We start from the raw sequence: 23495 nt of genomic DNA on the forward strand, positions 1-23495 counted from the left end.
TTCCGCCTAATAGCTGCGCGCTGTGGCCATCGCGCACTGCGGGTTCGCGCCGAGGAGCCCCATGCTCGCGTTCGCGACGAGCCAGTCCGACCGCCACCCGCCCGGCCCGATGAAGCGGATGCCGAAGGTCTTCGTCGCCCCGAGGAGCCCCGTGAGCAGCCCGCCGTCGATGACCGTGACGTAGGCGGCCGCGTTCCCCGACGTCTGGACGTTGCCGAGAAGGTTGCTCAGGATCGGCTCGAGGAGTCCCTGATTGGCGATCTGCCCGAACTCCGCCTTCGTGAGGTCGTACCCCGTCGCGGCGGCGGGCGCCCGCCACGAGATGGTCACCCGGGGGTTGGCGCCCAGCAGCCCGCTGCTGGCCACGCACCCCGGGGAAACCGAGGCGATGGGTTCGGGGATGTTGATCGAGGTTCCCGTCGCGGTCGCCCGCTCGGCGTCGGTCCACGCCGCCTCGGTCGAGGGGACGGTCGGGACGAGACCGACGGCGACCAGCAGCGAGATCCCGAGCACGGCGCCCGCCGAACGCAGGCGCTTCGCCGGGCTCACCGGTCACCGCCCGGTTCAGGCGGAACGACGGCGATCGCGACGACACGACGACGAGCGACGAGCAGGATGCCGACGACGACCAGCGCAGCCCCTCCGGCGAGCGCCCAGGGCGGCAGCGGCGATGCTCCGGTCGCAGCCAGTCCCCCACTGGGGCCCACTGTCACGTCTTCTCCGACACCGCTGGCATGGAGCCGGACGTTCGTCGAGCCCGCGCCCGCGCCCTCACCGAGCCCGATGGAGAGCCGCACATGCGCGACGTCGGTGTCGGCGACTTCGCCGAGCTGCACCTCCCCACCGTCGCGCGGGATCGGCCATGCCGAGCGCTCCACCATGGCGCCACCCGGGCACCGGCTCTCCTGCCATTCGCGCACACAGATCGACACGTCGAGGACGAGCGGCGCGTCACCCGTGGCACTCAGAGCGATCGTGACGATCCCCGGATCGGGCGCCTCTGCGCTGACCGCGACGTCCCATCGCACCTGCTGCCCGGGGAGCAGGGATCCGGCGGCTTCCCAGTCCGCGACCGAGACGAGCCGCAGGATGCGCCCCTGGATGATCTCCGTGGTGGGTGCCGCCCAGGCCGGAGCGGCCGAGCCGAGCAGCAAGGCGAGCACGGCGACTCCAGCGCTCAGGCGTCTCATGAGCGTCGATCCCTGCGCCGCGTTCCCGCCGCGACCAGCGCCTCCGTAGCCGCGGGCTCTTCGTCAGCCGCTGGCTCTACGACGCCCCCGGAGGATCCCTCCGCCGCCGCGCGCTCCCTCCGCGGCCAGAATGCCCAGACCACCAGCAGCGATGCGCCGAGCGTGACCCCGCCGAGCACCCACGGGCTGCCGAACCGGACGATCACGTTCGCGAGAGCGGGCACCGAGCCGCGGACGATACGGACATCGGAAACCGTGTACGGCGCCGGATCCTCGACGTCGTTCGCATCGCCCTTCATGGTGATGGTCCGGATGTCGCCCGCATCCGCCGGCTCGATGCCGATGACGCGGTGCGTGATCGGCAGGGCCGCATCCCGGTCCACCGTCACGACATCACCGACGGCGATGTCGGAGGCGGGGATCTTCTGAACGAGGGCGACGGACCCCGCCGGGATGGTCGGAGTCATCGACCCGGTCTTGAACATGATGAGCGAATAGCCGCCGGTGAACGCCAGGATCACGAGCACGATGCAGATCACGCCCCCGACTGCCGCCAGGGTGAGCAGCACCTCGCGCACTCCGCGTCCCACTGCGCGGGCGCCGCGTGCGATGGTGGCCATGTCGTCGCTCAGCTCGTGCTTCCGGTGAAGGTCCAGGTCGGTTTGACGGTGCCGCCCTGCGCCGTTCCAGTCGCGTCCGCCGGCAGCTCGAGCACGATGCAGTACGTGATCGTGTTGAGCGGGGTCACGGTCAGGGTCTGCGGGGGAAGCGCGGGAACAGCGGTCAGCGCGGCCGCCGCGGTGGCACCCGTCGTGCAGTTGGCGGGTGCCGCGACCACGGCGATGTTGACCCTGATCGCATTCTGCAGCGCGAGGTCGGCTCCGGTCGGCGTCGTGCCCGCGTTGTTCGTCACCGCGACTCCGGTGAGGTTGACGGTGCCGCCCAGGGTGCCCGATGCCTGCACCTGCACGTACGCCGCCTTCTTCACCCCGGGGTAGAGGCCCGATGCGTCGAGGGGCACGGTGAGCACGGTCTCGGTGGGACCGTGCGAGACGAACGCTCCCTGATCCGACCGCGATGCGATCGAGAAGCTCCCCGCGCTGACCGTGGTCGTCGCGAGTTCCTGGTCGGTCCACGCCGCGATCGTCATCGTCGCGCCGACGCCGAGCACCAGCCCGCCGGCGAGCAGCGCCCGCACGCGTCGAAAGGTGCGCGAGGGCTTCGAACGGACGGATGCACGCAAGGAGCGACGGGTGGGCGCTACGGCTGCACCGAGGTCGCGTTCCACTGCCATGTGACGGTCCCCGTGTCGCCCTGTTCGATCCCGCCCGCACCGGAGGCGGCGGTGACCTGGATGCACAGGTTGACGTCCGTTCCGGGAGTCATCGTCGCGGGCACTGCGGTTCCCGCGGCGAACGCGGTCGCATCGCATCCGAAGGTCGCCCCCGTCGACACGATGCCGTAGGTCAGCTTGCCGGCGGTGGCGAAGTCGCCCGCTCCCACCGGGGCCACCGAGTCGAGCGTCGCGTCGTAGGTGCCGCCGAGCCGCAGGGCGTAGGGCGCGTAGACCACATCCCCCGGGCTGAGGTTCGTCGGGTCGAGCTCGAAGGTCAGCGCAGCTGCCGCATCGTCGGTGGCATGGTCACTGAACGTCGTCCCATCCGTCGACCCCGTGAACGTGAAGGAGCCGGCGGTGAAGGTCCCGTTCGCGAACTCGGAGTCGTTCCAGGCGGCGAGCGTGACCGCCGCCCCCACCCCGAGAACGAGTCCACCCGCCAGAAAGGCGAGAACCTTGCGCTTCGTGTCTTTGGCAGCCATCGGAGTCCCCCTCAGGAATCAGGCGTTCCGCGTGAATGCTTGGGAACGGCCTCCTCGCGGTGGCCCCGGCATCCCCGCCGTGCCCTCATCCTCACTGACGCCTTCCCACAGAACAAGGCGATTTCGCGCACGTTGCCCGCACATCGCGCGCACTTCGAGACGCCATCCCGCGATGGTTGATGTAGATCAACGATTGCGATATAGTTGACCCAGTTCAACCATTTCGTGCGCGCCAGAGCTGTCGCGGCATCCTCCCTTCCGACCGCGAAAGGTCTCGCATGACCACGGACTCTCCCGTCAAGATGACGCATCGCCAGGTGCTGGAAGCCCTCACCGGTCTCCTGCTCGGCATGTTCGTCTCGATGATCGCCACCACGGTGGTCTCCACCTCGATGCCCGTCATCGTGCACGACCTCGGCGGCGACCAGGCCGCCTACACCTGGGTCATCACGGCGACCCTGCTCACCACCGCGATCTCCACCCCGATCTGGGGCAAGCTCGCCGACCTCTTCAACCGCAAGCTGCTGATCCAGATCGCGATCGTGATCTTCGTCGGTGCGACCGCCGCCGCCGGCTTCGCGCAGGACACGAACACCCTCATCGCCTTCCGGGCGATCCAGGGCATCGGCGGTGGCGGACTCGCCGCCCTCAGCCAGGTCATCATGGCCGACATCATCAGCCCGCGCGAGCGCGGCCGGTACATGGGGCTGTTCGGCGCCGTGATGGCCGTCGCCACCGTGGGCGGTCCGCTGCTCGGCGGCTGGATCACCGACGTCGCGAACTGGCGCTGGAACTTCTTCGTCGCGCTCCCCTTCGCCGTCGCCGCGCTGATCATCCTGCAGAAGACGCTGCACATCAGCACCGAGCGCACCCGCAAGGTCTCGATCGACTACGTCGGCATCGTGCTGCTCTCGGCTGCAGTCTCGTTGATCCTCATCTGGATCACGAACGCCGGCTCGACGTTCGACTGGTGGAGCACCGAGACCGTGCTCATGGTCGGCGGCGCGATCGTCTCGGCCATCGCCTTCATCATCGTCGAGCTCAAGGTGCGCGAGCCGCTCATCCCGCTCACGCTGTTCCGCGGTCGCACCTTCACGCTGTCGGTGCTGGCCTCGATCTCCATCGGCGTCGCGATGTTCGGCACCTCGGTGTACCTCGCGCAGTACATGCAGCTCTCGCGCGGCGCCACGCCCACGGAGGCGGGGCTCATGACGCTGCCGATGATGGCCGGCCTCCTGATCTCGTCGATGGTGATCGGCCAGCTCGTGACCCGCTTCGGCAAGTGGAAGGGCTACCTGATCCTCGGCTCCGTGCTGCTGATCGCCGGTTCCGTCATGCTGTCGACGCTGCACTACGACACGAACTTCGTCCTCGTCTCGATCTACATGTTCGTGATGGGCGCCGGTGTCGGCATGACCATGCAGAACCTCGTCCTCATCGTGCAGAACGTCGCGAAGCCGAGTGAGATGGGTGTCGCCAGCTCGGGCGTCACCTTCTTCCGCAGCCTCGGCGGCACGGTCGGCGTCTCGGTCATGGGCGCCGTGCTCGCGAACAGCCTCACCGGCCTGTTCAGCGACGGGAAGGAGCGCCTGGGCACCGCGATCGCGAAGCTGGGCGACAAGGGCGCCGAGGTCGCAGCTCAGCTCTCCAGCGGAACGCTGCCCGAGGTCCGGCTGCTGCCGGAGCCGGTGCGCTCGATCGTCGAGGACTTCTACGCACAGGCCATCTCGCACGCCTTCCTGATCGGCATCCCGCTCGCGGTGATCAGCCTCATCGCGATCCTGTTCCTGCCGAACCGTCCGCTCACCACGATGACGACGACCGAGCGCGCACAGGCGGATGCAGCGAAGTCGGATGCAGCCGCAGACGGCAGCGGCACCCCGGTCGACGACGCGGCAGACGTCGCGATCGACGACGCCGCAGCGCTCTCCGGTGCACCGACGACGGGCACCGTCGGCGTGGTCGGTCGCGCCCGCGACGCCCACGACGATGCGGCCTCCGATGCCGGACGCTGATCACCTCTCCGATACCCCCGAGGCGCGGGCCACTGCGGTCCGCGCCCTCGAGGCGGAGTTCGGCGAGCTGATCACGCACTTCCGCCGTGTGATCTCGGAGAACGCGAATCGCGTGAGCCCCGGTCTGCTGCCCGGCGCGTACAAGACCTTCACCACGATCGCGCGATGCGAGACGGTCACGGTGTCGGCGCTGTCCGAGCGGATGCTGCTGGACAAGGGCCAGGTCAGCCGGATGGTGCGGGAACTCGAGGAGCTCGGGCTCGTCGAGCGCTCGACCGATCCCGCGGATGGACGCTCCTTCCTGCTGCAGCTCACCCCGTTGGGCGAAGAGCGCCTCGCGGCCGCGCGGCTCCCTCAGGAGGGCAGGCTGCTGCGCACGCTCGAAGACTGGAGCCTCGCCGACATCGGCAGCCTCACCCGTCTGCTCCACGCCCTGGCTTCGGGCGCGAGCCCGGACGCGACCGCGGCCGAGTGACGGGCCCCTCGGCGAGCACGCGGCGCGCTTCGAGGGCGACCTCGGCGGCGATGGTGTCGAGCATCTCCGATCGCAGGTTCCACTGCTGCCAATAAAGCTGGACGCGAAGGGTCGGGCCACCCAGCGGGACCAGCCCGGACGACTGCTGCAGGAGCGGGACCATCCCCCACCCGAGCCCGAGCGCGACGGCGACCGCATAGTCGTGCGATGCCGGGACGTAGTGCCGCGGCACCCCCGCCTCATCGACGGACATCGCCCGGAGCCACTCGTGCTGCAGTGTGTCCCGCCTGTCGAAGTCGACGAACGGTGCGGCTGTCAGGGCATCCGCCGTCACCCCGTCAGGGAACCACCGCGATGCGAATCCCGATTCCGCCATCGCCCGGTACTCGAGCACGCCGAGGGGCGACACCGAGCATCCGGCGACCGGCGCGGCCTCGCTCGTGACCGCGGCCATCACGGTGCCGGATTCCAGGAGCCGCGCGGTGAAGTTCTGGTCGTCGCGGTGCAGGTCGAAGTCGATGTCGTGGCCGGCCGCGAGCCGGGACAGTGGCGCGAGGAACCACGTCGCCATCGAGTCGGCGTTCACGGCGAGCGGGATGGTGATCCGCCGACTGCCCGCCACCTCATCGATGCCCACCCCGATGAGCGCGTCATGTTCGAGCAGCGCGATCTGGCGGGCCAGACGGACGACGGCCTCTCCCGCCTCGGTCAGCCGCGCGGGCTTCGTCCGCACCACCAGGATCCGACCGAGTTGCTGCTCCAATGTCTTCAGGCGCTGGCTCACCGCCGACGGCGTGATCTGCAGTCGCCTCGACGCGGCATCCAGTGTGCCCTCGTCGACGATCGCGGCGAGCGTGGCGGCCAGTTCGGGATCGATCCTCACATTAGCGATGCTAACGGCACAGAAGGAATCTTCGCTTCTCTTCATGCTGGGGGATTCCTAGGCTGGAACCATGCTCACCGTTCTCGCCGGCCTCGGACTCGGCCTCTCCCTCATCGTCGCCATCGGCGCGCAGAACGTCTTCGTGCTGCGCCAGGGGATCCGCCGCGAGCACGTATGGGCTGTCGTGATCATCTGCGCCCTGTCGGATGCCGCGCTCATCGCCGCCGGCGTCGCCGGACTCGGATTCGTGCTGTCGGCCGCCCCGTGGCTCATCGTCGTGGCCCGCTGGGCGGGGGCGCTCTTCCTGCTGAGCTACGGCATCCTGGCCGCTCGGCGGGCCTGGCGCGGCGGCGAAGAGCTTCAGGTGGACGTCGCGGATGCCCCCGGCCCCGGCCCCGGGTCGACGACATCGGTCGGCTCAACGGCGACCGCCACCCGCACCCGCCTGGCGCCCGTGATCCTGACCACGCTCGCCCTCACGTGGCTGAACCCGCACGTCTACCTCGACACGGTGCTCATGCTCGGCTCGATCGCGGCGACGCACGGCGACGACCGCTGGCTCTTCGCGGGCGGGGCCATGGCTGCCAGCCTGCTGTGGTTCACGGCTCTGGGGTTCGGCGCGCGCTATCTGGGTCGCTGGCTGCGCACGCAGCGCTCCTGGCGCATCCTGGATGCGGTGATCGCTGTGGTGATGATCGCCATCGCCATCAGCCTCGTGCTGCCGGTGCTGGGCGGCTGACGGATCAGCTGCCGTCGATCTGGGCGAGCCGGGCCTTGACCAGGCGGTCGAGCACGTCGTCGGGAATCGGATGCTCCGGCTGGAACCGGATGGTCCCCTTGTCGACGCTCACTCCCGGCTCCCCCTCCAGCGCGCTCGCAACTGCCGCAACCGCATCCGGGCTGAAGGGATAGATCCCGATGTGTTTCTTGGCGCGCATCACGGACAGGAGCGGCTTGCCTCGATACACGAGGGCCGGCATCCCGTAGCCCTTGCCCTGCTCCGCGTCCGGCGCCTCCCGTCGCGCGACCGCATAGACCCGCTCGATCGCGTCGCGGTCCGCAGGGAGGAGTTCTTCGAGGTAGTCGTCGACGGTGCCCATCACGGCATCCTTCCACCGTTCCGCACGCAGGGCGAGGTCCGGGCGGGATCAGGCGCCGTCGAGCGGACGCATGATGCGCGTGAGGAAACGCTGCGTGCGCTCGTGCTTCGGCGCGCGGAAGAGTTCGGCCGGCGGGCCCTGCTCCACGACCACACCGGCATCCATGAACAGCACATGATCGGCTGCCTCGCGCGCGAAGCTCAGCTCGTGCGTCACGACTGCCATGGTCCAGTTCTCATCCGCCAGCTCCTTGATCACTAGCAGCACCTCCCCCACCAGCTCCGGGTCGAGCGCGCTGGTCGGCTCGTCGAAGAGCAGCAGGTCGGGCTTGAGCGCGAGCGCCCGCACGATGCCGACGCGCTGCTGCTGACCACCCGAGAGCTGATGCGGGCGCGCGTGCGCCTTGTCTGCCAGGCCCACGCGGTCGAGCAGGAGGAGAGCGTCGGTCACGACCTCGGCCTTGGGACGCCCCTGCACCCGCCACGGTCCCTCGATCACGTTCTCGAGGACAGTGAGGTGCGGGAAGAGATTGTGATGCTGGAACACCATCGCCGACCGGTCGCGCAGGGCGAGCCGCTTCTGCTTCTGCTCGCGGTTCCCGGGCTTGGCGGCGGGTGCGAAGTCGATCGCGGGCCCTCCCGCGACGGCGATGGTTCCCGCGTCGGGGGTCTCGAGGCCGTTGAGCGCGCGCAGCACCGTCGTCTTCCCTGAACCGCTCGGACCGATGAGGACGACGACCTCGCCGCGATGCAGCGTCAGGTCGATGCCGCGCAGCACCTCGTTGTCTCCGAAGCTCTTGCGCAGACCGCGGGCTGTGAGGAGCGGTTCGGGTGCGTTGTCAGTGGGCGACACGGCTGTCGAGCCTCCTTTCGAGAGCACTCTGACCGAAGGAGAGCACCAGGCAGAACACCCAGTACACCAGCGCCGCGGCGAGGTAGACCACCATGAACTCGAGGGTCGTCGCAGCGATCTGCTGCGCCACCTTGAACAGCTCCGTCACCAGGATCAGCGAGGTGAGAGAGGTGTCCTTGACGAGCGAGATGAACGTGTTGGACAGCGGCGGCACCGACACACGTGCCGCCTGAGGCAGGATGATCCGGGTCAGCGTGCGGGTGCGGTTCATCCCGACCGTGTACGCCGCCTCCCACTGCCCCTTCGGGACCGAGAGGATCGCCGCGCGCACCACCTCGGCGCCGTAGCCGCCCACGTTGAGCGAGAGCGCGATGATGGCGCTGGGCCAGGGGTCGAGCGTGATCCCGATCGACGGCATGCCGTAGAAGATCACGAACAGCTGCACGAGCATGGGCGTGCCGCGGATCACCGAGATGTAGAACCGGGCGACGCCGGAGACGACCGGGTGCACCGAGATCCGCATCAGTGCGACGCCGACGGCGATGACGAGCCCCAGGACGAACGACAACAGGGCCAGGGGCACCGTCGCCGTCAGACCCGCCCAGGCGATCGGCCCGAGCGAATCGAAGAACAGCTGCCAGGGGCTCTCCATCGACTACTTCGTGACGTCTTCGCCGAAGTACTTGTCGCTGATCTCGGCCAGGGTCCCGTCAGCGCGGAGCTCTTCGAGGGCACCGTCGACGGCCTCGACGAGCGCCTCCTTGTCCTGGGTGAACACGAAAGCCTGCTTGCCGGCCTCATCCGTCTCGGCGGCGATCTTCAGTCCGGTCGGGCTGTTGGTGGTCTCGTAGTCGAGGAAGGTCAGCTTGTCGTTGACCGTCGCGTCCACGCGGCCCTGGCGCAGCAGCTCCACCGCCTGCGCCCAGCCTTCGACCGCTTCGACCTTCGCACCCGAGTCGGTGGCCAGCTCGTACCAGTTGCTGGTGAGCGACTGTGCGGTGGTCTTGCCGTCGAGGTCGTCGAACGAGGAGATCGAGTCGTCGTCCTCGGCCACGACGATGACGCCGGGCGAGACCGTGTACGGGGCGCTGAAGAGGTACTTCGCCTCGCGCTCGTCGTTGATCGAGACCTGGTTGGCGATGACGTCGAAACGTCCCGCGTCGAGGCCCGCGAAGATCGCATCCCACTGCGTCTCCTGGAACTTCACCTCGAGGCCGAGCTTGTCGGCGACGGCCTGGATGATCTCCACGTCGAAGCCGGTGAGGTCGCCCGAGCCGCCGTCGCCGTGGAAGCTGAAGGGGCGGTATGTGCCCTCGGTCGCGACCGTGAGCGTGCCCTCCTGCACCAACCCGAAGTCGGAACCCTCTGCGCCGTCGGATGTGCTGGCGGGCGTGCTCGACCCGCTGCAGGCGGTGAGCGCCGCGGCGGCGACGACGAGTGCGGTGACGGCGATGAGACGACGGGACATGGACCCTCCTGGGGTGAGAAGCGCGGTGCGAGTTTACGCGACCGTCGCGGGAACTCCCTCACAGTACGCGGACGGGGCCGCGTCTCCGCATCCGATGACGTTTCGTTTCGCGCGGGATGGAACGCAGGAACGCCCCCGGGCGGACCCGGGGGCGTTCCTCTGCGACTGGGTCGCTGAGCTTGTCGAAGCGTCAGATGGAGTTGACGTCCAGCGGGATGCCGGGGCCGAACGTGGTCGACACCGCACCCTTCTGGATGTAACGGCCCTTCGAGCTCGACGGCTTGAGGCGGACGATCTCCTCGAGCGCTGCGCCGATGTTCTCGTCGAGCTGCTCAGCGGTGAACGATGCCTTGCCGACGACGAAGTGCACGTTGGCGTGCTTGTCGACGCGGAACTCGATCTTTCCGCCCTTGATCTCCTCGACGGCCTTGGCCGGGTTCGGGGTCACGGTGCCGGTCTTCGGGTTCGGCATCAGACCACGCGGTCCGAGCACCTTTCCGAGACGACCGACCTGGCCCATGAGCTCCGGGGTGGAGACGGCGGCGTCGAAGTTGGTCCAGCCATCGGCGACCTTCTGGATGAGCTCGGCGCCGCCGACCTCATCTGCACCTGCGGCGATCGCTGCCTCGGCCGCGGGGCCGGTGGCGAAGACGATGACGCGGGCGGTCTTACCGGTGCCGTGGGGCAGGATGACGGTGCCGCGCACCATCTGGTCTGCCTTGCGGGGGTCGACGGCGAGCTTCAGCGCGACCTCGACGGTCGAGTCGAACTTCGACGAGCCGGTCTCCTTCGCGAGGGCGACTGCCTCGGTCGGGGTGTAGAAACGGTCTGCCTCGATCTTCTCGGCGGCAGCCTTGTAAGCCTTGGACTTGGTAGCCATGATTATTCTCCTCAGCCCTCGACCGTGATGCCCATGGAGCGGGCGGTGCCGGCGATGATCGAGATCGCGGCCTCGATGTCGTTCGCGTTCAGGTCGGCCTGCTTGGTCTCGGCGATCTGGCGGACCTGGTCCTTGGTGATCTTCGCGACCTTGACGGTGTGCGGGGTCGCAGAGCCCTTGGGGACGCCTGCGGCCTTCTTGATGAGCTCCGCCGCCGGCGGGGTCTTCAGGACGAAGGTGAAGCTGCGGTCCTCGTAGACGGTGATCTCGACGGGGATGACGTTGCCGCGCTGCGACTCGGTCGCGGCGTTGTACGCCTTGCAGAACTCCATGATGTTGACGCCATGCTGACCGAGCGCGGGGCCGATCGGCGGCGCCGGGTTGGCTGCACCGGCGTTGATCTGAAGCTTGATCAGGCCGGTCACCTTCTTCTTCGGTGCCATTCTCTTTCCTTTCTTCGAATCGGATGCCGGAGCATCCGCTTCTCCCACAGATCCGGCGTTTCCGGAGCGTGGTCGTCTCTGCGCACGCCGAAGCGGCACACAAACCACGTAAGTCTACCCGATCCTGCCGCACAGCACGAACGCCGCATCGCCCCGAGCTGAGGAGCCAAGACACGCCGCAATCGCCCGACGTGCTGCGGCGTGTTCTGACCCCTCGCGAGAAGGGAGCGAACGCAAGAACGGCCGCCCCGGAAGGGACGGCCGTTCTCGTGAGGATGTGTGGGTCAGACCATCTTGGTGACCTGGTCGAACGACAGCTCGACCGGGGTCTCGCGCTCGAAGAGGGAGACGAGCACCGTGAGCTTGCCGCTCTCGGGCTTGATCTCGCTGATCGAACCGGGAAGACCCGCGAACGAGCCCTCCTTGATCGTGATGGTCTCGCCGACCTCGAAGTCGACCTCGGCCGGCAGCGGACGAGCGACGGCGACGCCGCCCTTCGACGCGATGTTCTTGGCCGTGGGGACGTCCTTGACCTCGACGAGCGACTTCAGCATGTTGAAGGCCTCTTCGAAGCGCAGCGGCGTGGGGTTGTGGGCGTTGCCCACGAAGCCGGTGACACCCGGGGTGTGACGCACGACCGACCAGGTGTCTTCCGTGAGCTCCATGCGCACCAGCACGTAGCCGGGGATGCGCACGCGGGTGACCATCTTGCGCTGGCCGTTCTTGATCTCGACCACGTCTTCCATCGGGACCTCGATCTGGTAGATCTCGTCCTCGACCTCGAGCGTCGACTTGCGCTGCTCGATGTTGGCCTTCACCTTGCGCTCGAAGCCGGCGTAGGAGTGGATGACGTACCACTTGCCCGGGAGCATGCGGAGGTCCATGCGGAAGGCCTCGTACGGGTCTTCCTCTGCATCCTCGTCGTCGCCATCGGCGGAGTCCTCGTCATCGGCGGAGGAGTCCTCGTCGCCGTTGACATCCGGACCGTCGTAGGGGGTGACCTCGTCGGCCGCAGCCGCGTCGAGGTCGGCGGCCTCTTCGGCCACAGATTCGTTGAGGACCTCAGCGGCAGCCTCAGACTCAGCCGCTTCGTCCAGGTTCAGAGCGTCGTTCACGATCGCGTCCGCCTCCGGGTCGTCGATGTCGATGTCGATGTCAGCCGTGTCATCCGCTTCGCCGTCTTCGTCTTCGACGTGGACGGCGACGTGCTCGGCCGAAGTGGCCGAGAGCTCTTCCTCGGCGAGGACGTTGCCCTCCTGGGCTTCGTCTTCCTCGCTGGACTGCTCTGCGGCGGTCGCCCAGTCGGCGTCGTCGGAATATCGTTCAGACACGTTGTTTCTTCTCCATAGCTGCGGCGCGAGCCGCGGGGGTCATCAGCCAGGGATTCCGAACACCCAGTGCGTCAAGAACGCGAACAGCGTGTCCAAGCCGTAGACGATGCCCATGACGATCAGAACGAAGACGAGCACCACCAGGGTGAACTTGAACAGCTCCTTGCGAGTCGGAGTGACGACCTTGCGGAGCTCGGCGATGACCTGGCGGATGAACAGGGCGATACCCCCGAAGAACCGTGAGAAGGGGTTGCCCTTCTTCTCGCGGGTGGCGCCGGCCGCGACGACCTCGCCGCGCGGTTCGTCCTGATCCATCCTGAATGTACCTTTCGTGTGTCAGCGTTGCGCTGACGCGCAGGGCGGACAGGAATCGAACCTGCAACCTGCGGTTTTGGAGACCGCTGCTCTGCCAATTGAGCTACCGCCCTAGAGACCGGGAGGTCTCGGGGTTCTCTCTCCACTCTGCCACCGTGACTGTGATCGGGAGACCCCAGGCATGGCGAAAGAATGCAGAGAACAACTGCCCCACAAGCATACGGCATCGATCCGGTGGCGCCGAACCGGGATCGCGAAGGCGTGTTCTTGTTAGGCTCAGCGAGCGTATGCAGGAGGAGGGAGCGCCGGTGAGCGCTGAGGTGCAGCAGTTCCAGGTGGATCTGCGCGGTGTGGTCGATCTGCTCAGCAGACACATCTACTCCAGTCCCCGGGTGTACCTGCGGGAGCTCCTGCAGAACGCCCGCGACGCGATCACCGCACGCCGCGAGGTCGACGGCGGAGGCGGACGCATCCGGATCACCCCGCTGACCGCGGAGAACGGCGAGTTCGTGCTGCGCGACGACGGCGTGGGTCTCACCGCGACGGAGGTCGCGGATCTGCTGGCCACTGTCGGGCGCAGCTCCAAGCGCGACATCTTCGACCTTCCCCGCAGCGACTACCTCGGCCAGTTCGGGATCGGCCTGCTCAGCTGCTTCATGGTCGCCGACACCATCGTCATCCGCTCCCGCAGCGCCCGCGGCGGCGCGTCGGTCGAATGGACGGGAAGCGCCGACGGCACGTTCCAGGTGGCCGAGATCGAGGAGGAGCTTCCCATCGGCACCAGCGTGCACCTCGTGCCGCGCTTCGACGCCGACGAGCTCCTGCGCCCTGCCGCCGTGCACGAACTCGCCACCACGTTCGGCGAATTCCTGCCCGTGCGGGTCACGCTCGACGGCCCCGGCGGCGACATCGACATCACCAGGGATGCGCCGTTCCTCGACGCCGCCCGCGACCCCGAGGCCGCCGTGCTGTATGGGCGCGACCTCCTCGGCGCGGGGCCGCTCGACGTGATCGAGCTGGGCGAGCCCGCCACCGGGACCCGCGGCCTCGCGTACGTGCTGCCCTACGCCCCGCCGCCGGGTGCGCGTCAGGCGACGCGCATGTATCTGGGACGGATGCTGCTCTCCGAGCGCGTCGACGACGTGCTCCCCGAGTGGGCGTTCTTCGTCCGCGCCGTGATCGACTCCACCGGGCTCGCGCCCACCGCAAGCCGGGAGTCTCTGGTCGAGGACGCGGCGCTCGAGCGCGTGCGTGAACAGCTCGGCGCCGGCATCCGCCGCTGGGTCCTGGAGCTGGGCCTGAGCGAGCCGCATCGTCTCGCGCAGTTCGTGGCCGTGCACGAGGTCGGGCTCAAGTCGCTCGTGCGCCACGACGAGGAGCTTGCCCACTTCATCTCGCGCTGGCTGACCGTCGAGACCACGCACGGCACGATGCGGATCGGCGACCTCGCGGAGCGATACCCGCACGTGCGGTATGCGCAGACCGTCGACGAGTTCCGCCAGGTGGCCGGCATCTCCCCCGCCGACGAGGTGCTCGTCAACGGCGGATACCTCTACGACGCCGACCTGATCCGGATGCTGCCCGACCTCTACCCGCACGTCACCGTCGAGAAGGTCGACGTCACCGGAGAGCTCGACCGCCTCGACCCTCCCCCGCTCGACGACCGCGACGCCGCCGTCGCCCTGGAGACGCGTGCGGGCGCTGTACTGGCCGCGTCCGACTGCTCGGTGGTCGTGCGTTCGATCGACCGCCCCGACCTCGCCGGACTCTACGTCGCCGACCCTGAGGTGCTGCGCGCGATCGACCGCGGACGCACCAAGGGCGTCACGGGCGCGCTCTGGGGCGGCGTGCTGGACCGCATCGACAAGACGATGTCCTCGGCGCGCGAGGACGACCTCCGCGCCCGCCTGTGCCTGAACTGGTCGAACCGGGTGGTTCGCGCCCTGGTTCGCGTGCAGGACGACGCCGTCTTCGCCCGCACCGTGCAGCTGCTCTACATCCAGGCGCTGCTCGCCGGGCACCATCCGCTCGCCGACGCCGATCGTGCCCTGATGACCAGCGCACTCGCCGACCTCGTCTCCCTCTCAGCCGGCATCGAAGGGGACCAGATCCCGTTCGTCGAAGGCCGCTGACACATCCCACCGAAGGATCCCCCATGGCACGTCCGAAGAAGCGCTTCCAGCAGCTGATCGAGGAGATCGACCGCACCCCGTGGGGGCCCGCCGAGCAGGCCCTCGTCGCGGAAGCGGTGGCTCTCGCGATCGAGATCGGCGATGAGCGGCTCGAGTACGAGGCACGGATGCGGCAGACGGCGTCGGCGAACATGGGCGGCGCGACCGATGTGATGCTGAACTCGTTCGCCTGGTGCCTCGCGCACCACGAGGCCGACCCGCAGCGATTCCCCGCCGACCTCGACAACGGCGGCGCCGACCTGATGTGGCAGTTCAAGTGGATGGCGTCATCCCTGCGCTCTTCGCCGGCGTTCTCCCAGGAGCAGATCGCCGCGGTGCTCGATGACATGGAGAAGCACTACCGCGCCGGCGGCCTCGGAGTGAGCGGTGTGCTCACCGCCCGCTTCGAGGATGCCTGGGATGCCGGACGCATGGACGAGGCCGAGGCGTTGCGGGTGCAGCTGGAGGCCACGCCGCGCGACGACCACAGCCACTGCGACGCCTGCGGCCGGAGCCAGATCGCGGGCTTCTTCGCGGACACCGACCGCGACGCCGAGGCCATCGTCCTGGTGGAGGAGATGATCGAGGGCGGCTTCTCGTGCGGCGAGGAGCCGGAGCACGCCCTCTCGCGCGTGCTCCTCCCGTACCTCCGGGCCGGACGCTTCGACGAGGCGAAGACCGCGCACCTGCGCAGTTACCGCTTGGCCAAGGACAACCCCGACAACCTGCGCATCGTCGCCAACAACATCGTGTTCACGGCGCTCACCGGCAACGAGGCCCGTGCACTCGCACTCGTCGAGAAGCACATCGCCTGGCTCGCCCATGACGGGCTGAACGTCGACGCGCACTTCGCCGCCCTCGCCGCCCTCGCCGTCGCCCTGGATCGGGTCACGGCAGTGGGCCACGGCGACACCCCCGTGCGCGGAGCGGAGTCGCCCGCGCTCGTCCCCTTCTTCGGAGAGCATGAGGGCCGCTGGAGCGCTGCCGAGCTCGCGGCGTCCGCCTGGTCGGCGGCGGACCGCATCGCCGCCGCGTTCGACGAGCGCGACGGGACCGATGGCCACGCACGCAGCCTGGCCCGCATGCGCGCACTCGCCGATGAGCAGTACGACGTGCCGATCCGATCGGACGCGTTCGTGGCTCCGACCCCCTCGAACACGCCGGCGGACGCCGACGGCTGGTTCGAGCGCGCCATGCAGCTCGCCCAGTTCGGAGCGGAGCACGAGACCCTCGAAGCCCTCCCCCGCGCCCTCGAGGTGGAAGACCCCTATAAGCGCGCCCAGCTGCTCTCGATGCGCATCGGGATCCTCATCGCCCTCGAACGCGCCGACGAGGCCCTGGAACTGCTTCCGCAGCGGGTCGCCGCCCTCCGCGCCGCCGGCCGCGTCGAGCAGGCCGACCTGGAGGAGCGCCTCGGGCTCGCGACCTTCGGGATCGACACCCCCGAGGCGACCGCCGACCTGGAGGATGCGATCGCCGATGCCGCATCGCTGCCCGCCTGGTCGCGCGGCGATCTGGCCATCAGCCGCGCCGCGCTGCACCTGCGAGCCGGGGAAGCGGATGCCGCGCTCGACCTCGCCGAGCTCGCCGCGCGCTCGTTCGCCGAGGCCGATGACGCCCGTCTCGCCAACACCACGACGCTCATGGCGATCTCGGCCGTGCTGAGCAAGGGCGACATGGAGGCGGCGACGGCACTGCTCGACCGCTTCCTCGCACAGGACGACCTCAGCACCGGGCATCGGGCGCAGGCGCTGCAGACCAGGGCGCGCGTGCGCGGCGGCAGCGACTCCTATGCGGAAGGCGCAGTCGACGCCGACGAGGTGTGCCGGCTGCTCGCCGAGCTGGGCGCGACGCGCGCCCTCGGTGAGGCCCACCTTCTCGCCGGAGCGCTCTGGGAGGATGCGGATGAACCGGAGAAGGCCGTCTCCCGCTACCGCGTCGCCGCGCGCATCGCGAGCGAGGGCGACGGCGACTCGACCGGCGTGGACTTCCGGCTCGCCCGGACCATGCTGCGCATCGGCGACGCCGAAGAGGCGGCTGAGCTGTTCGGCGACGTGCTGCAGCGCGAAGAGGAGGCAGAGGTGGCCGCCGGCTCGCGCGCGATGACCGCCTCGATGCTGGCGCGCTCGCTGAGCGCCGCCGGTGAGTTCGGCCAAGCAGTCGGTGCTCACGGCTACGCCTCCGAGCTGTTCGGGCAGGCGGAGGAGCACGCCGACCAGGCGATGTCGATGACCGAGCAGGCCAAGATCCTCGCGCGCTTCGACGAGCACGACGACGCGATCGGCCTGCTCGAATCGGCGGCCGACATCGTACGCCGGGCCCCGGATGCCGTGGGAGCCGTGACCGAAGTGCTGCACAGCCTCGGACAGGCCTACGGCGGACGCGGCGACGAGCGGGCGTTCGGGCTCTTCGACGAGGTCGCCGCCCTCGCTCAGCAGCACGAGGCCGAGTGGCTCCTCGCCGACGTCACCGATTCGCGGGGACGGGCGTTCGCCGAGCTCGGCCGGATCGACGAGGCGGTCGCGGCCGCGCTCACCGCGGCCGACGGTTTCGCGGCACTCGGAGATCTCGGCTCGGCCGGTGGGTCCGAGCTGTTCGCGGGGCGCGTCCTGGCAGGGAACGACCGCTCAGCCGACGCCGTGCCCGTCTACCGCAGCGCGATCGACCACGCCGCCGGCCACCCGCCGTTGCTCCAGGTGGCAGCCCTCGAGCTCGGCAACGTCCTCGAGTCGCTCGGGCGTCACGGCGAGGCGGCCGAGGTGCGGACTCTCGCGCAGAGCTGACGGTCAGAACAGCTGGCGCCAGTTGGCCTTGGCGAGGTCGAGGAGCTCGTCGCCGCGGCCGGACATCACCGTGCGGATCGCGTAGAGCGCGAAGCCCTTGACCTGCGCGGCCTCGATCGCCGGCGGCATGGACAGCTCCTGCCGCTCGGTGACGACGTCGAGCAGGGCGGGTCCGTCGTGCGCGAGCACCTCGCGCACGGCATCCGGGAGGTCTTCGCTACGCTCCACCCGGCGCGCGAAGATGCCCATGGCTTCGGCGATCGCCGCGAAGCTCGGGTTCTCCAGCCCGGTGCCGTAGGTGACGAAGCCGGCGGCCTTCATCTCGAGCTCGACGAAGTTCAGCGAGGAGTTGTTGACCACGATCGTCTTCACCGGCAGCTTGTTCTGGGTGAGGGTGAGGAGCTCGCCGAGCATCATCGCGAGTCCGCCGTCGCCGGCCAGCGCGACCACCTGACGGTCGGGGTGCGCGACCTGCGCGCCGATGCCGTGCATCAGGGCATTCGCCATCGAGCCGTGCGTGAACGAGCCGATCAGACGGCGATCCTCGGTCATCGAGAGGTACCGAGCGGCCCACACGGTCGGCGATCCCACGTCGGCGGTGAAGATCGCGTCGTCGGCCGCGTACTCGTCCAGGAGCCGGGCCAGGTACTGGGGGTGGATGGGGCGCTTGCCCTTCGCGGGCACGGCGAGCTCGTCGAGCTTCTTCCTCGTCTTGCGGTAGTGCGCGATGGCATCCTCGAGGTGGCCGCGGTCGTCCTTCCTTGCCACCCGCGGAAGGAGCGCCTCGGAAGTCGCGCGCACGTCGCCGACCAGGCCGAGATCGAGCGGATGCCGCTTGCCGAGCTGCGCTCCGCGGATGTCGACCTGGATGGTCTTGGCGTGAGCCGGATAGAACTGCTCGTACGGGAAGTCGCTGCCGAGCACCAGCAGGGTGTCGGCGGCTTCCATGGCCCGGAATCCCGAGGCGAAGCCCAGCAGCCCCGTCATGCCGACGTCGAAGGGGTTGTCATACTCGATGAATTCCTTGCCGCGGAGGGCGTGCACGATGGGGGCGCCGAGCTTGTCGGCAAGGGCGATGACCTCGTCGTGTGCGCCTTCCACGCCTGCTCCGGCGAGGATCGTGACGTTCTTGGCGGCATTGAGCAGAGTCGCCGCCTTCTCGAGCTCCGCCGCGTTGGGGACCACCACGGGTCGGGCCCGCTCGATCACGACGGCACGATCGTCCGCGATGTCGGCGAGAGCCACGTCGCCCGGGATCACGAGCACCGCGACACCGCGTTCCTCGATCGCGGCACGCATGGCGATCTCCATCAGTCGCGGCATCTGCTTCGGGTCGGCGACGTATTCGACGTACACGCTGCACTCGCGGAACAGCTCCTGAGGGTGCGTCTCCTGGAAGTACCCGGTTCCGATCTCGGTGGTGGGGATGTGCGCGGCGATCGCGAGCACGGGCACGCGCGAGCGGTTGGCGTCGTAGAGGCCGTTGATCAGGTGGAGGTTGCCCGGACCGCAGGAGCCGGCGACGACCGCGAGCTCTCCCGTGGTGGCGGCATCCGCGGCGGCGGCGAAGGCGGCGGATTCCTCGTGCCGCACATGCACCCAGCGGATCGTGCCGTCCTTGCGGAGCGCGTCCGTGAAGCCGTTCAGCGAGTCACCGGGGATGCCGTACACACGGTCGATCCCGTTGGCGTGCAGAGTCTTGACGATATTCTCAGCGACGTTGGCCATGCTTCGACCCTACGCCCGGTGCGCTCGTGCGGGGCGGGCTACGCCCCTGCTGAGAGGTCAAGACACGCCGCGCGCACACCGCGGCATCCGACTTCTATTGGCTCCTCACCTCAACGAGCCGCCGCGAGCAGACGACGAATCCGGCGCACGAGCGCATCAGGATCGTCGAAGTCTCGGCGGGTGACCACGATCATGCGATAACCGAGCGATTCGAGCTCGGCACGGCGGATCTGATCCCGACTCCACTGATCAGGGTCCCGGTGGTGATCCCCGTCGTACTCGATGACGAGCCGTTCGTCGGCGTAGAGCATGTCGACTCGCGCCACGAATCGGCGATCGTGCCAGATCTCGACGTTGCACTCCGGACGCGGCAGACCCGCCTCGATCAGAATCAGCCGCACCATGGATTCGCGCGGGGACTCGGCACGACCGTCCGCCAGTTCGAGTGCGCGCTGCCGCACCCTCGCCCCGCGCCCACCCGCGAATCGTTCGTGATGACGTGCGAGTTCCTCCGCCGAGACGAGCGGATGCCGGGCACTGAGGAGCGCATCCGTGAGGGCGAGGAACCGCGGCAGACGCATGACGCGAGACACGTCCACCCACGTCCGCGCAGGCGACAGCACCGCCAGCCCTCGGCGTCGGACCACGTCGTCACTTTCCACCTCGAGCCGATGACCGAGAACACCCTTCCTGCGAATTCGCGTCTCGTCCGGGGGCACGCCGATCCGCGGTCGCGCCCAGGCCTCCGCTTCCTGCTGCGCCGCCAATGGCAGACCCCACAGGCAGGCGGCCGTCGTGCCGCACACGAACGCGTGCGGCGGAAGCGCTGCCAGCAGAAGGGATACGGTCTCCGCGCCGTCGAGCCGTCTGCGCGCGCGCGTGCCGTGGAAGGGGCTCGAGAGATCCTTCGCTCGCAGCCGGCGCGGGGTGATTCCCCGTGCGAGCGCATCGGGGACGGTGAAGCCGATCGGAGTCCCGGACGGCAATCGCGATGGGTGCATCCGCCGATCTTGACCTCTGCGCGTGACTGCGGCGTGCGCCAGTCCCGCGTGCTGTGCACACCCTCCCCACGCGTCCTGCCGTGCAGAGGGACATAAGCAGCAGGTGAGGAGCCAAAGAACGCCGCCTCCTGAGACCAGGAGGCGGCGTTCTTCGACTCTTCAGGGCGAGAGACTCAGCCGATGCGGATCAGCTTCTTGTTGACGAACTCGTCGGCCGCCAGGTGGCCCAGCTCGCGCGCGGTGCCGCTGCGCTTGACGCCGCCGAACGGCAGCTCCGGGCTGTCGGCCAGCACGAGGTTGACGTAGACCATGCCCGCCTCGATCTTGTCGGCGACGCGCTCGGCCTGCTCGGCGTCCGTCGTGAAGACGTAGGAGCCGAGGCCGAAGGTCGTGTCGTTCGCGAGCTCGACCGCCGCGTCCTCGTCCGCCACGCGGTACACGACCGCGGCGGGGCCGAAGAGCTCTTCGCGGTACACGTTCATCTCGGGTGTCACATCGGCGAGCACGGTCGGCGCGAAGAACGCGCCGTCGCGGGTGCCGCCGGTCAGCAGCGTCGCGCCCTGCTCGACGGCCTGGTCGACCTGCTTCTGCAGATTCACCGCCGCCGTCTCCGACGAGACCGGGCCGAGGACCGTTTCGTCGAGCATCGGGTCGGTCGCCTCGACCGCCGCCATCGCCGCCGTGAACTTCTCGACGAACGCGTCGTAGAGACCATCGACGATGATGAAGCGCTTGGCGCCGTTGCACGCCTGACCGTTGTTGTCGAGGCGCGCGTCGACGCCGGCCTGCACGGTCGCGTCGAGGTCGTCGGTGGAGAGCACGATGAAGGGGTCGGAGCCACCCAGCTCCAGCGCGACCTTCTTGAGGTTGCGACCGGCGATCTCGGCGACCGCGGCACCGGCACGCTCGGACCCCGTGAGCGAGACGCCCTGCACGCGCGGGTCGGCGATCATCGTCGCGATCTGCTCGTTGGTGGCGAGCACGTTCTGGTAGGCGCCCTTCGGGAAACCGGCGTCGTGATAGATCTTCTCGATCGCGGTCGACGACTCCGGGCACTGCGGCGCGGGCTTGAGCAGGATCGTGTTGCCGACGATCAGGTTCGGAGCGGCGAAGCGCACGATCTGGTACGCCGGGAAGTTCCACGGCATGATGCCGACGAGCGGGCCGAGCGAGGAGCGGCGGATGATCGCCGACCCCTCCCCCAGGATCGCGATCGGCTGGTCGGCCATGATCGACTCCGCCTGGTCGGCGTAGTACTCGGCGATGTCCGCGGCGAAGTCGACCTCGCCGAGGGCGGCCTCGCGGGGCTTGCCCATCTCGCGCACGAAGATGTCGGCGAGCTCCTCGCGACGCTCGCGGTGCAGCTCGGCCGCACGGCGCACGAGGGCCGCGCGCTCGGCGACCGTCGACGAGCGCGACCACTCGCGGTGGGCCTCGTCGGCGGCAGCGACCGCCTGGTCGATCTGAGCGTCGGTGAAGGTGTCGAAGGACGCCAGCGTCTCTCCGGTGGCGGGGTTGATGACGGCGTAGTCGGTCATGTTCTCTCCTCCTCTGGCTGCTCGGTCAGGAGACCGGGATCAGCGTGTACTTGGTGGACAGGTACTCGTGGATGCCCTCGAACCCGCCCTCGCGGCCGACGCCGGACTGCTTGACGCCGCCGAAGGGGGCCGCGGCGTTGGAGACCACGCCCACGTTGAGTCCCATCATGCCCGTCTCGAGCTTGTCGATCATCCGCTGGCCGCGCTGCAGGTTCTCGGTGAACACGTACGACACGAGTCCGTACTCGGTGTCGTTCGCGAGGTGCACGGCCTCGTCCTCGGTCTCGAAGGTCGCGATCGCCAGCACCGGGCCGAAGATCTCCTCGCGGAGGATGGCACTGCCCGCGACCACGTCGGTGAGCACGGTGGGCTCGTAGAACGTGCCGGTGCCCTCGACGGCCTTGCCGCCGGCGAGCAGCGTCGCACCGCGGTCCACGGCGTCACCGACGAGCTCGCCCGCCTTGGCGACGGCATCCGCGTCGATGAGCGGTCCGATCGCGACGCCCTCTTCGGTGCCGCGGCCGATCTTCATCCCGTTGACACGCTCGGTGACCCGCTTGGCGAACTCACCCGCGACGTCCTTGTGCACGATGAAGCGGTTGGCTGCGGTGCACGCCTGTCCGATGTTGCGGAACTTCGCAGCGAGTGCGCCCTCCACCGCCTTGTCCAGGTCGGCGTCGTCGAACACCACGAACGGTGCGTTGCCGCCGAGCTCCATCGACACGCGCAGCACGCCCTCGGCCGCCTGCGCGATGAGCTTGCGTCCGACCTCGGTCGATCCGGTGAAGGAGAGCTTGCGCAGACGCGGGTCGGCGATGATCGGGGCGGACAGCGCGCTGGACTTCGACGTCTGCACGACGTTGACGACACCGGCAGGGAGCCCTGCCTTCTCGAGCAGCGAGACGAAGAAGATCGTCGTCAACGGGGTCAGTGCCGGGGGCTTGATGACGACCGTGCAACCCGCCGCGAGTGCCGGCGCGATCTTGCGGGTGGCCATCGCGAAGGGGAAGTTCCACGGCGTCACGAAGAACGACGGGCCCACCGGACGCTGCGACACGACCATGTGGCCGGTGCCCTCGGGGTTGATGCCGTAGCGGCCGCTGATGCGCACGGCCTCCTCGCTGAACCAGCGCAGGAACTCGCCGCCGTAGACGACCTCGCCGCGTGCTTCCGCGAGCGGCTTGCCCATCTCGAGCGTCATGAGCAGCGCTAGATCCTCCTTGTGCTCCTGCACGAGGTCGAACGCCTTGCGGAGGATCTCGCTGCGGACGCGCGGCGCGGTGGCCGCCCACTCGTCCTGAGCGGCGACCGCGGCGTCGAGGGCACGGATGCCGTCGGCCGGTGTCGCGTCGGCGATGGTCCGGATCACGGAACCGGTCGCCGGGTCCTGCACGTCGAAGGTGCCGCCGGTCTCGCCGTCGATCCACTGGCCGCCGATGAAGAGGCCGGTGGGGATGCTGTCGAGGAGCGCCTGTTCGGTCTGAGTGCTCATGATTCTCTTTCT

General features: G+C 68.9%; 23 protein-coding genes and 1 tRNA gene. 5 read left to right on the forward strand and 19 right to left on the reverse strand.

What is annotated here, in order from left to right:
- Positions 1–6: 6 nt before the first annotated feature.
- The 5 genes from AC6CHX_RS13795 to AC6CHX_RS13815 are packed head-to-tail and all read right to left on the reverse strand — an operon-like array spanning position 7 to position 3008.
- Positions 7–549 (reverse strand): hypothetical protein, encoded by a 543-nt coding sequence (locus AC6CHX_RS13795; protein WP_498273276.1) that lies wholly within the window; start codon positions 547–549, stop codon positions 7–9.
- The gene (locus AC6CHX_RS13800) at positions 546–1190 is read right to left on the reverse strand and encodes a hypothetical protein (RefSeq protein WP_498273277.1); all 645 of its coding nucleotides are present in this window, start codon (positions 1188–1190) and stop codon (positions 546–548) included. The genes AC6CHX_RS13795 and AC6CHX_RS13800 overlap by 4 nt, the downstream gene beginning before the upstream one ends.
- Positions 1187–1810, reverse strand: a complete 624-nt coding sequence (locus AC6CHX_RS13805) for a signal peptidase I (RefSeq protein WP_498273278.1) — start codon at positions 1808–1810, stop codon at positions 1187–1189. Before AC6CHX_RS13805 ends, AC6CHX_RS13800 begins: the two co-directional genes overlap by 4 nt.
- Positions 1811–1818: 8 nt before the next feature.
- Positions 1819–2484 carry a SipW-dependent-type signal peptide-containing protein gene (locus tag AC6CHX_RS13810; protein ID WP_498273279.1) on the reverse strand — a complete coding sequence of 222 codons (666 nt, stop codon included), beginning with the start codon at positions 2482–2484 and terminating at the stop codon, positions 1819–1821.
- Positions 2451–3008, reverse strand: a complete 558-nt coding sequence (locus AC6CHX_RS13815; protein WP_498273280.1) for a SipW-dependent-type signal peptide-containing protein — start codon at positions 3006–3008, stop codon at positions 2451–2453. The genes AC6CHX_RS13810 and AC6CHX_RS13815 overlap by 34 nt, the downstream gene beginning before the upstream one ends.
- 278 nt (positions 3009–3286) lie before the next feature.
- Between AC6CHX_RS13815 and AC6CHX_RS13820 the strand changes: the two genes are divergently transcribed.
- Together AC6CHX_RS13820 and AC6CHX_RS13825 are read left to right on the forward strand one after the other, a co-directional pair.
- Positions 3287–5023 carry a DHA2 family efflux MFS transporter permease subunit gene (locus tag AC6CHX_RS13820; protein ID WP_498273281.1) on the forward strand — a complete coding sequence of 579 codons (1737 nt, stop codon included), beginning with the start codon at positions 3287–3289 and terminating at the stop codon, positions 5021–5023.
- On the forward strand, positions 5010–5498 hold the full coding sequence (locus tag AC6CHX_RS13825; RefSeq protein WP_136040686.1) for a MarR family winged helix-turn-helix transcriptional regulator: 489 nt from the start codon (positions 5010–5012) through the stop codon (positions 5496–5498). Before AC6CHX_RS13820 ends, AC6CHX_RS13825 begins: the two co-directional genes overlap by 14 nt.
- Here AC6CHX_RS13825 and AC6CHX_RS13830 read toward each other — a convergent pair.
- Positions 5437–6381 (reverse strand): LysR family transcriptional regulator ArgP, encoded by a 945-nt coding sequence (locus tag AC6CHX_RS13830; RefSeq protein WP_498273282.1) that lies wholly within the window; start codon positions 6379–6381, stop codon positions 5437–5439. The two genes, AC6CHX_RS13825 and AC6CHX_RS13830, sit on opposite strands and share 62 nt — an antisense overlap.
- 70 nt (positions 6382–6451) lie before the next feature.
- On the opposite strand from AC6CHX_RS13830, the gene AC6CHX_RS13835 reads away from it, so the two are divergent.
- Positions 6452–7120, forward strand: a complete 669-nt coding sequence (locus AC6CHX_RS13835) for a LysE/ArgO family amino acid transporter (RefSeq protein WP_498273283.1) — start codon at positions 6452–6454, stop codon at positions 7118–7120.
- A 4-nt stretch (positions 7121–7124) separates the two neighbouring features.
- On the opposite strand, the gene AC6CHX_RS13840 is transcribed toward AC6CHX_RS13835, so the two are convergent.
- From AC6CHX_RS13840 to AC6CHX_RS13880, 9 genes are all read right to left on the reverse strand, one after another.
- On the reverse strand, positions 7125–7481 hold the full coding sequence (locus AC6CHX_RS13840; RefSeq protein WP_498273284.1) for an iron chaperone: 357 nt from the start codon (positions 7479–7481) through the stop codon (positions 7125–7127).
- Positions 7482–7529: 48 nt separating this feature from the next.
- On the reverse strand, positions 7530–8333 hold the full coding sequence (locus AC6CHX_RS13845) for an amino acid ABC transporter ATP-binding protein (protein ID WP_498273285.1): 804 nt from the start codon (positions 8331–8333) through the stop codon (positions 7530–7532).
- A complete protein-coding gene (locus AC6CHX_RS13850; protein ID WP_498273286.1) occupies positions 8320–8985 on the reverse strand; it encodes an amino acid ABC transporter permease in 666 nt (221 codons plus the stop codon). The genes AC6CHX_RS13845 and AC6CHX_RS13850 overlap by 14 nt, the downstream gene beginning before the upstream one ends.
- 3 nt (positions 8986–8988) lie before the next feature.
- Positions 8989–9801 (reverse strand): amino acid ABC transporter substrate-binding protein, encoded by an 813-nt coding sequence (locus AC6CHX_RS13855; RefSeq protein WP_498273287.1) that lies wholly within the window; start codon positions 9799–9801, stop codon positions 8989–8991.
- A gap of 190 nt (positions 9802–9991) precedes the next feature.
- Positions 9992–10681, reverse strand: coding sequence for a 50S ribosomal protein L1 (rplA, locus tag AC6CHX_RS13860; RefSeq protein ID WP_029260994.1), 690 nt, complete (start codon positions 10679–10681; stop codon positions 9992–9994).
- 11 nt (positions 10682–10692) lie between these two features.
- On the reverse strand, positions 10693–11124 hold the full coding sequence (rplK, locus tag AC6CHX_RS13865) for a 50S ribosomal protein L11 (protein ID WP_017829145.1): 432 nt from the start codon (positions 11122–11124) through the stop codon (positions 10693–10695).
- Between the two features lie 284 nt (positions 11125–11408).
- Positions 11409–12455, reverse strand: coding sequence for a transcription termination/antitermination protein NusG (gene nusG, locus AC6CHX_RS13870; RefSeq protein WP_498273288.1), 1047 nt, complete (start codon positions 12453–12455; stop codon positions 11409–11411).
- Positions 12456–12497: 42 nt separating this feature from the next.
- Positions 12498–12770, reverse strand: a complete 273-nt coding sequence (gene secE / locus AC6CHX_RS13875) for a preprotein translocase subunit SecE (RefSeq protein WP_029260992.1) — start codon at positions 12768–12770, stop codon at positions 12498–12500.
- A 40-nt stretch (positions 12771–12810) separates the two neighbouring features.
- Positions 12811–12883, reverse strand: a tRNA-Trp gene (locus AC6CHX_RS13880).
- Positions 12884–13078: 195 nt separating this feature from the next.
- On the opposite strand from AC6CHX_RS13880, the gene AC6CHX_RS13885 reads away from it, so the two are divergent.
- The gene (locus tag AC6CHX_RS13885) at positions 13079–14902 is read left to right on the forward strand and encodes an HSP90 family protein (RefSeq protein ID WP_498273289.1); all 1824 of its coding nucleotides are present in this window, start codon (positions 13079–13081) and stop codon (positions 14900–14902) included.
- Between the two features lie 23 nt (positions 14903–14925).
- Positions 14926–17724, forward strand: coding sequence for a hypothetical protein (locus AC6CHX_RS13890; RefSeq protein ID WP_498273290.1), 2799 nt, complete (start codon positions 14926–14928; stop codon positions 17722–17724).
- A gap of 3 nt (positions 17725–17727) precedes the next feature.
- Here AC6CHX_RS13890 and poxB read toward each other — a convergent pair whose 3' ends face one another.
- The 4 genes from poxB to AC6CHX_RS13910 form a co-directional block, all read right to left on the reverse strand.
- Positions 17728–19452, reverse strand: a complete 1725-nt coding sequence (gene poxB / locus AC6CHX_RS13895; protein ID WP_498273291.1) for a ubiquinone-dependent pyruvate dehydrogenase — start codon at positions 19450–19452, stop codon at positions 17728–17730.
- Positions 19453–19562: 110 nt separating this feature from the next.
- Complete coding sequence (locus tag AC6CHX_RS13900) at positions 19563–20453, reverse strand: endonuclease domain-containing protein (RefSeq protein ID WP_498273292.1); 891 nt, start codon at positions 20451–20453, stop codon at positions 19563–19565.
- 173 nt (positions 20454–20626) lie between these two features.
- On the reverse strand, positions 20627–21991 hold the full coding sequence (locus AC6CHX_RS13905) for an NAD-dependent succinate-semialdehyde dehydrogenase (protein ID WP_498273293.1): 1365 nt from the start codon (positions 21989–21991) through the stop codon (positions 20627–20629).
- A gap of 25 nt (positions 21992–22016) precedes the next feature.
- The gene (locus AC6CHX_RS13910; protein WP_136040700.1) at positions 22017–23483 is read right to left on the reverse strand and encodes an NAD-dependent succinate-semialdehyde dehydrogenase; all 1467 of its coding nucleotides are present in this window, start codon (positions 23481–23483) and stop codon (positions 22017–22019) included.
- Positions 23484–23495 lie beyond the last annotated feature (12 nt).

The sequence above is a fragment of the Microbacterium sp. GQ128 genome (genome assembly GCF_059758615.1).

Coding starts and splice junctions, on each gene's coding strand:
- AC6CHX_RS13800 (WP_498273277.1), bottom strand. CDS start 1,190: ATGAGACGCCTGAGCGCTGGAGTCGCCGTGCTCGCCTTGCTGCTCGGC.
- AC6CHX_RS13805 (WP_498273278.1), bottom strand. CDS start 1,810: ATGGCCACCATCGCACGCGGCGCCCGCGCAGTGGGACGCGGAGTGCGC.
- AC6CHX_RS13810 (WP_498273279.1), bottom strand. CDS start 2,484: ATGGCAGTGGAACGCGACCTCGGTGCAGCCGTAGCGCCCACCCGTCGC.
- AC6CHX_RS13815 (WP_498273280.1), bottom strand. CDS start 3,008: ATGGCTGCCAAAGACACGAAGCGCAAGGTTCTCGCCTTTCTGGCGGGT.
- AC6CHX_RS13820 (WP_498273281.1), top strand. CDS start 3,287: ATGACCACGGACTCTCCCGTCAAGATGACGCATCGCCAGGTGCTGGAA.
- AC6CHX_RS13825 (WP_136040686.1), top strand. CDS start 5,010: ATGCCGGACGCTGATCACCTCTCCGATACCCCCGAGGCGCGGGCCACT.
- AC6CHX_RS13835 (WP_498273283.1), top strand. CDS start 6,452: ATGCTCACCGTTCTCGCCGGCCTCGGACTCGGCCTCTCCCTCATCGTC.
- AC6CHX_RS13840 (WP_498273284.1), bottom strand. CDS start 7,481: ATGGGCACCGTCGACGACTACCTCGAAGAACTCCTCCCTGCGGACCGC.
- AC6CHX_RS13850 (WP_498273286.1), bottom strand. CDS start 8,985: ATGGAGAGCCCCTGGCAGCTGTTCTTCGATTCGCTCGGGCCGATCGCC.
- AC6CHX_RS13855 (WP_498273287.1), bottom strand. CDS start 9,801: ATGTCCCGTCGTCTCATCGCCGTCACCGCACTCGTCGTCGCCGCCGCG.
- rplA (WP_029260994.1), bottom strand. CDS start 10,681: ATGGCTACCAAGTCCAAGGCTTACAAGGCTGCCGCCGAGAAGATCGAG.
- rplK (WP_017829145.1), bottom strand. CDS start 11,124: ATGGCACCGAAGAAGAAGGTGACCGGCCTGATCAAGCTTCAGATCAAC.
- secE (WP_029260992.1), bottom strand. CDS start 12,770: ATGGATCAGGACGAACCGCGCGGCGAGGTCGTCGCGGCCGGCGCCACC.
- AC6CHX_RS13890 (WP_498273290.1), top strand. CDS start 14,926: ATGGCACGTCCGAAGAAGCGCTTCCAGCAGCTGATCGAGGAGATCGAC.
- poxB (WP_498273291.1), bottom strand. CDS start 19,452: ATGGCCAACGTCGCTGAGAATATCGTCAAGACTCTGCACGCCAACGGG.
- AC6CHX_RS13900 (WP_498273292.1), bottom strand. CDS start 20,453: ATGCACCCATCGCGATTGCCGTCCGGGACTCCGATCGGCTTCACCGTC.
- AC6CHX_RS13905 (WP_498273293.1), bottom strand. CDS start 21,991: ATGACCGACTACGCCGTCATCAACCCCGCCACCGGAGAGACGCTGGCG.
- AC6CHX_RS13910 (WP_136040700.1), bottom strand. CDS start 23,483: ATGAGCACTCAGACCGAACAGGCGCTCCTCGACAGCATCCCCACCGGC.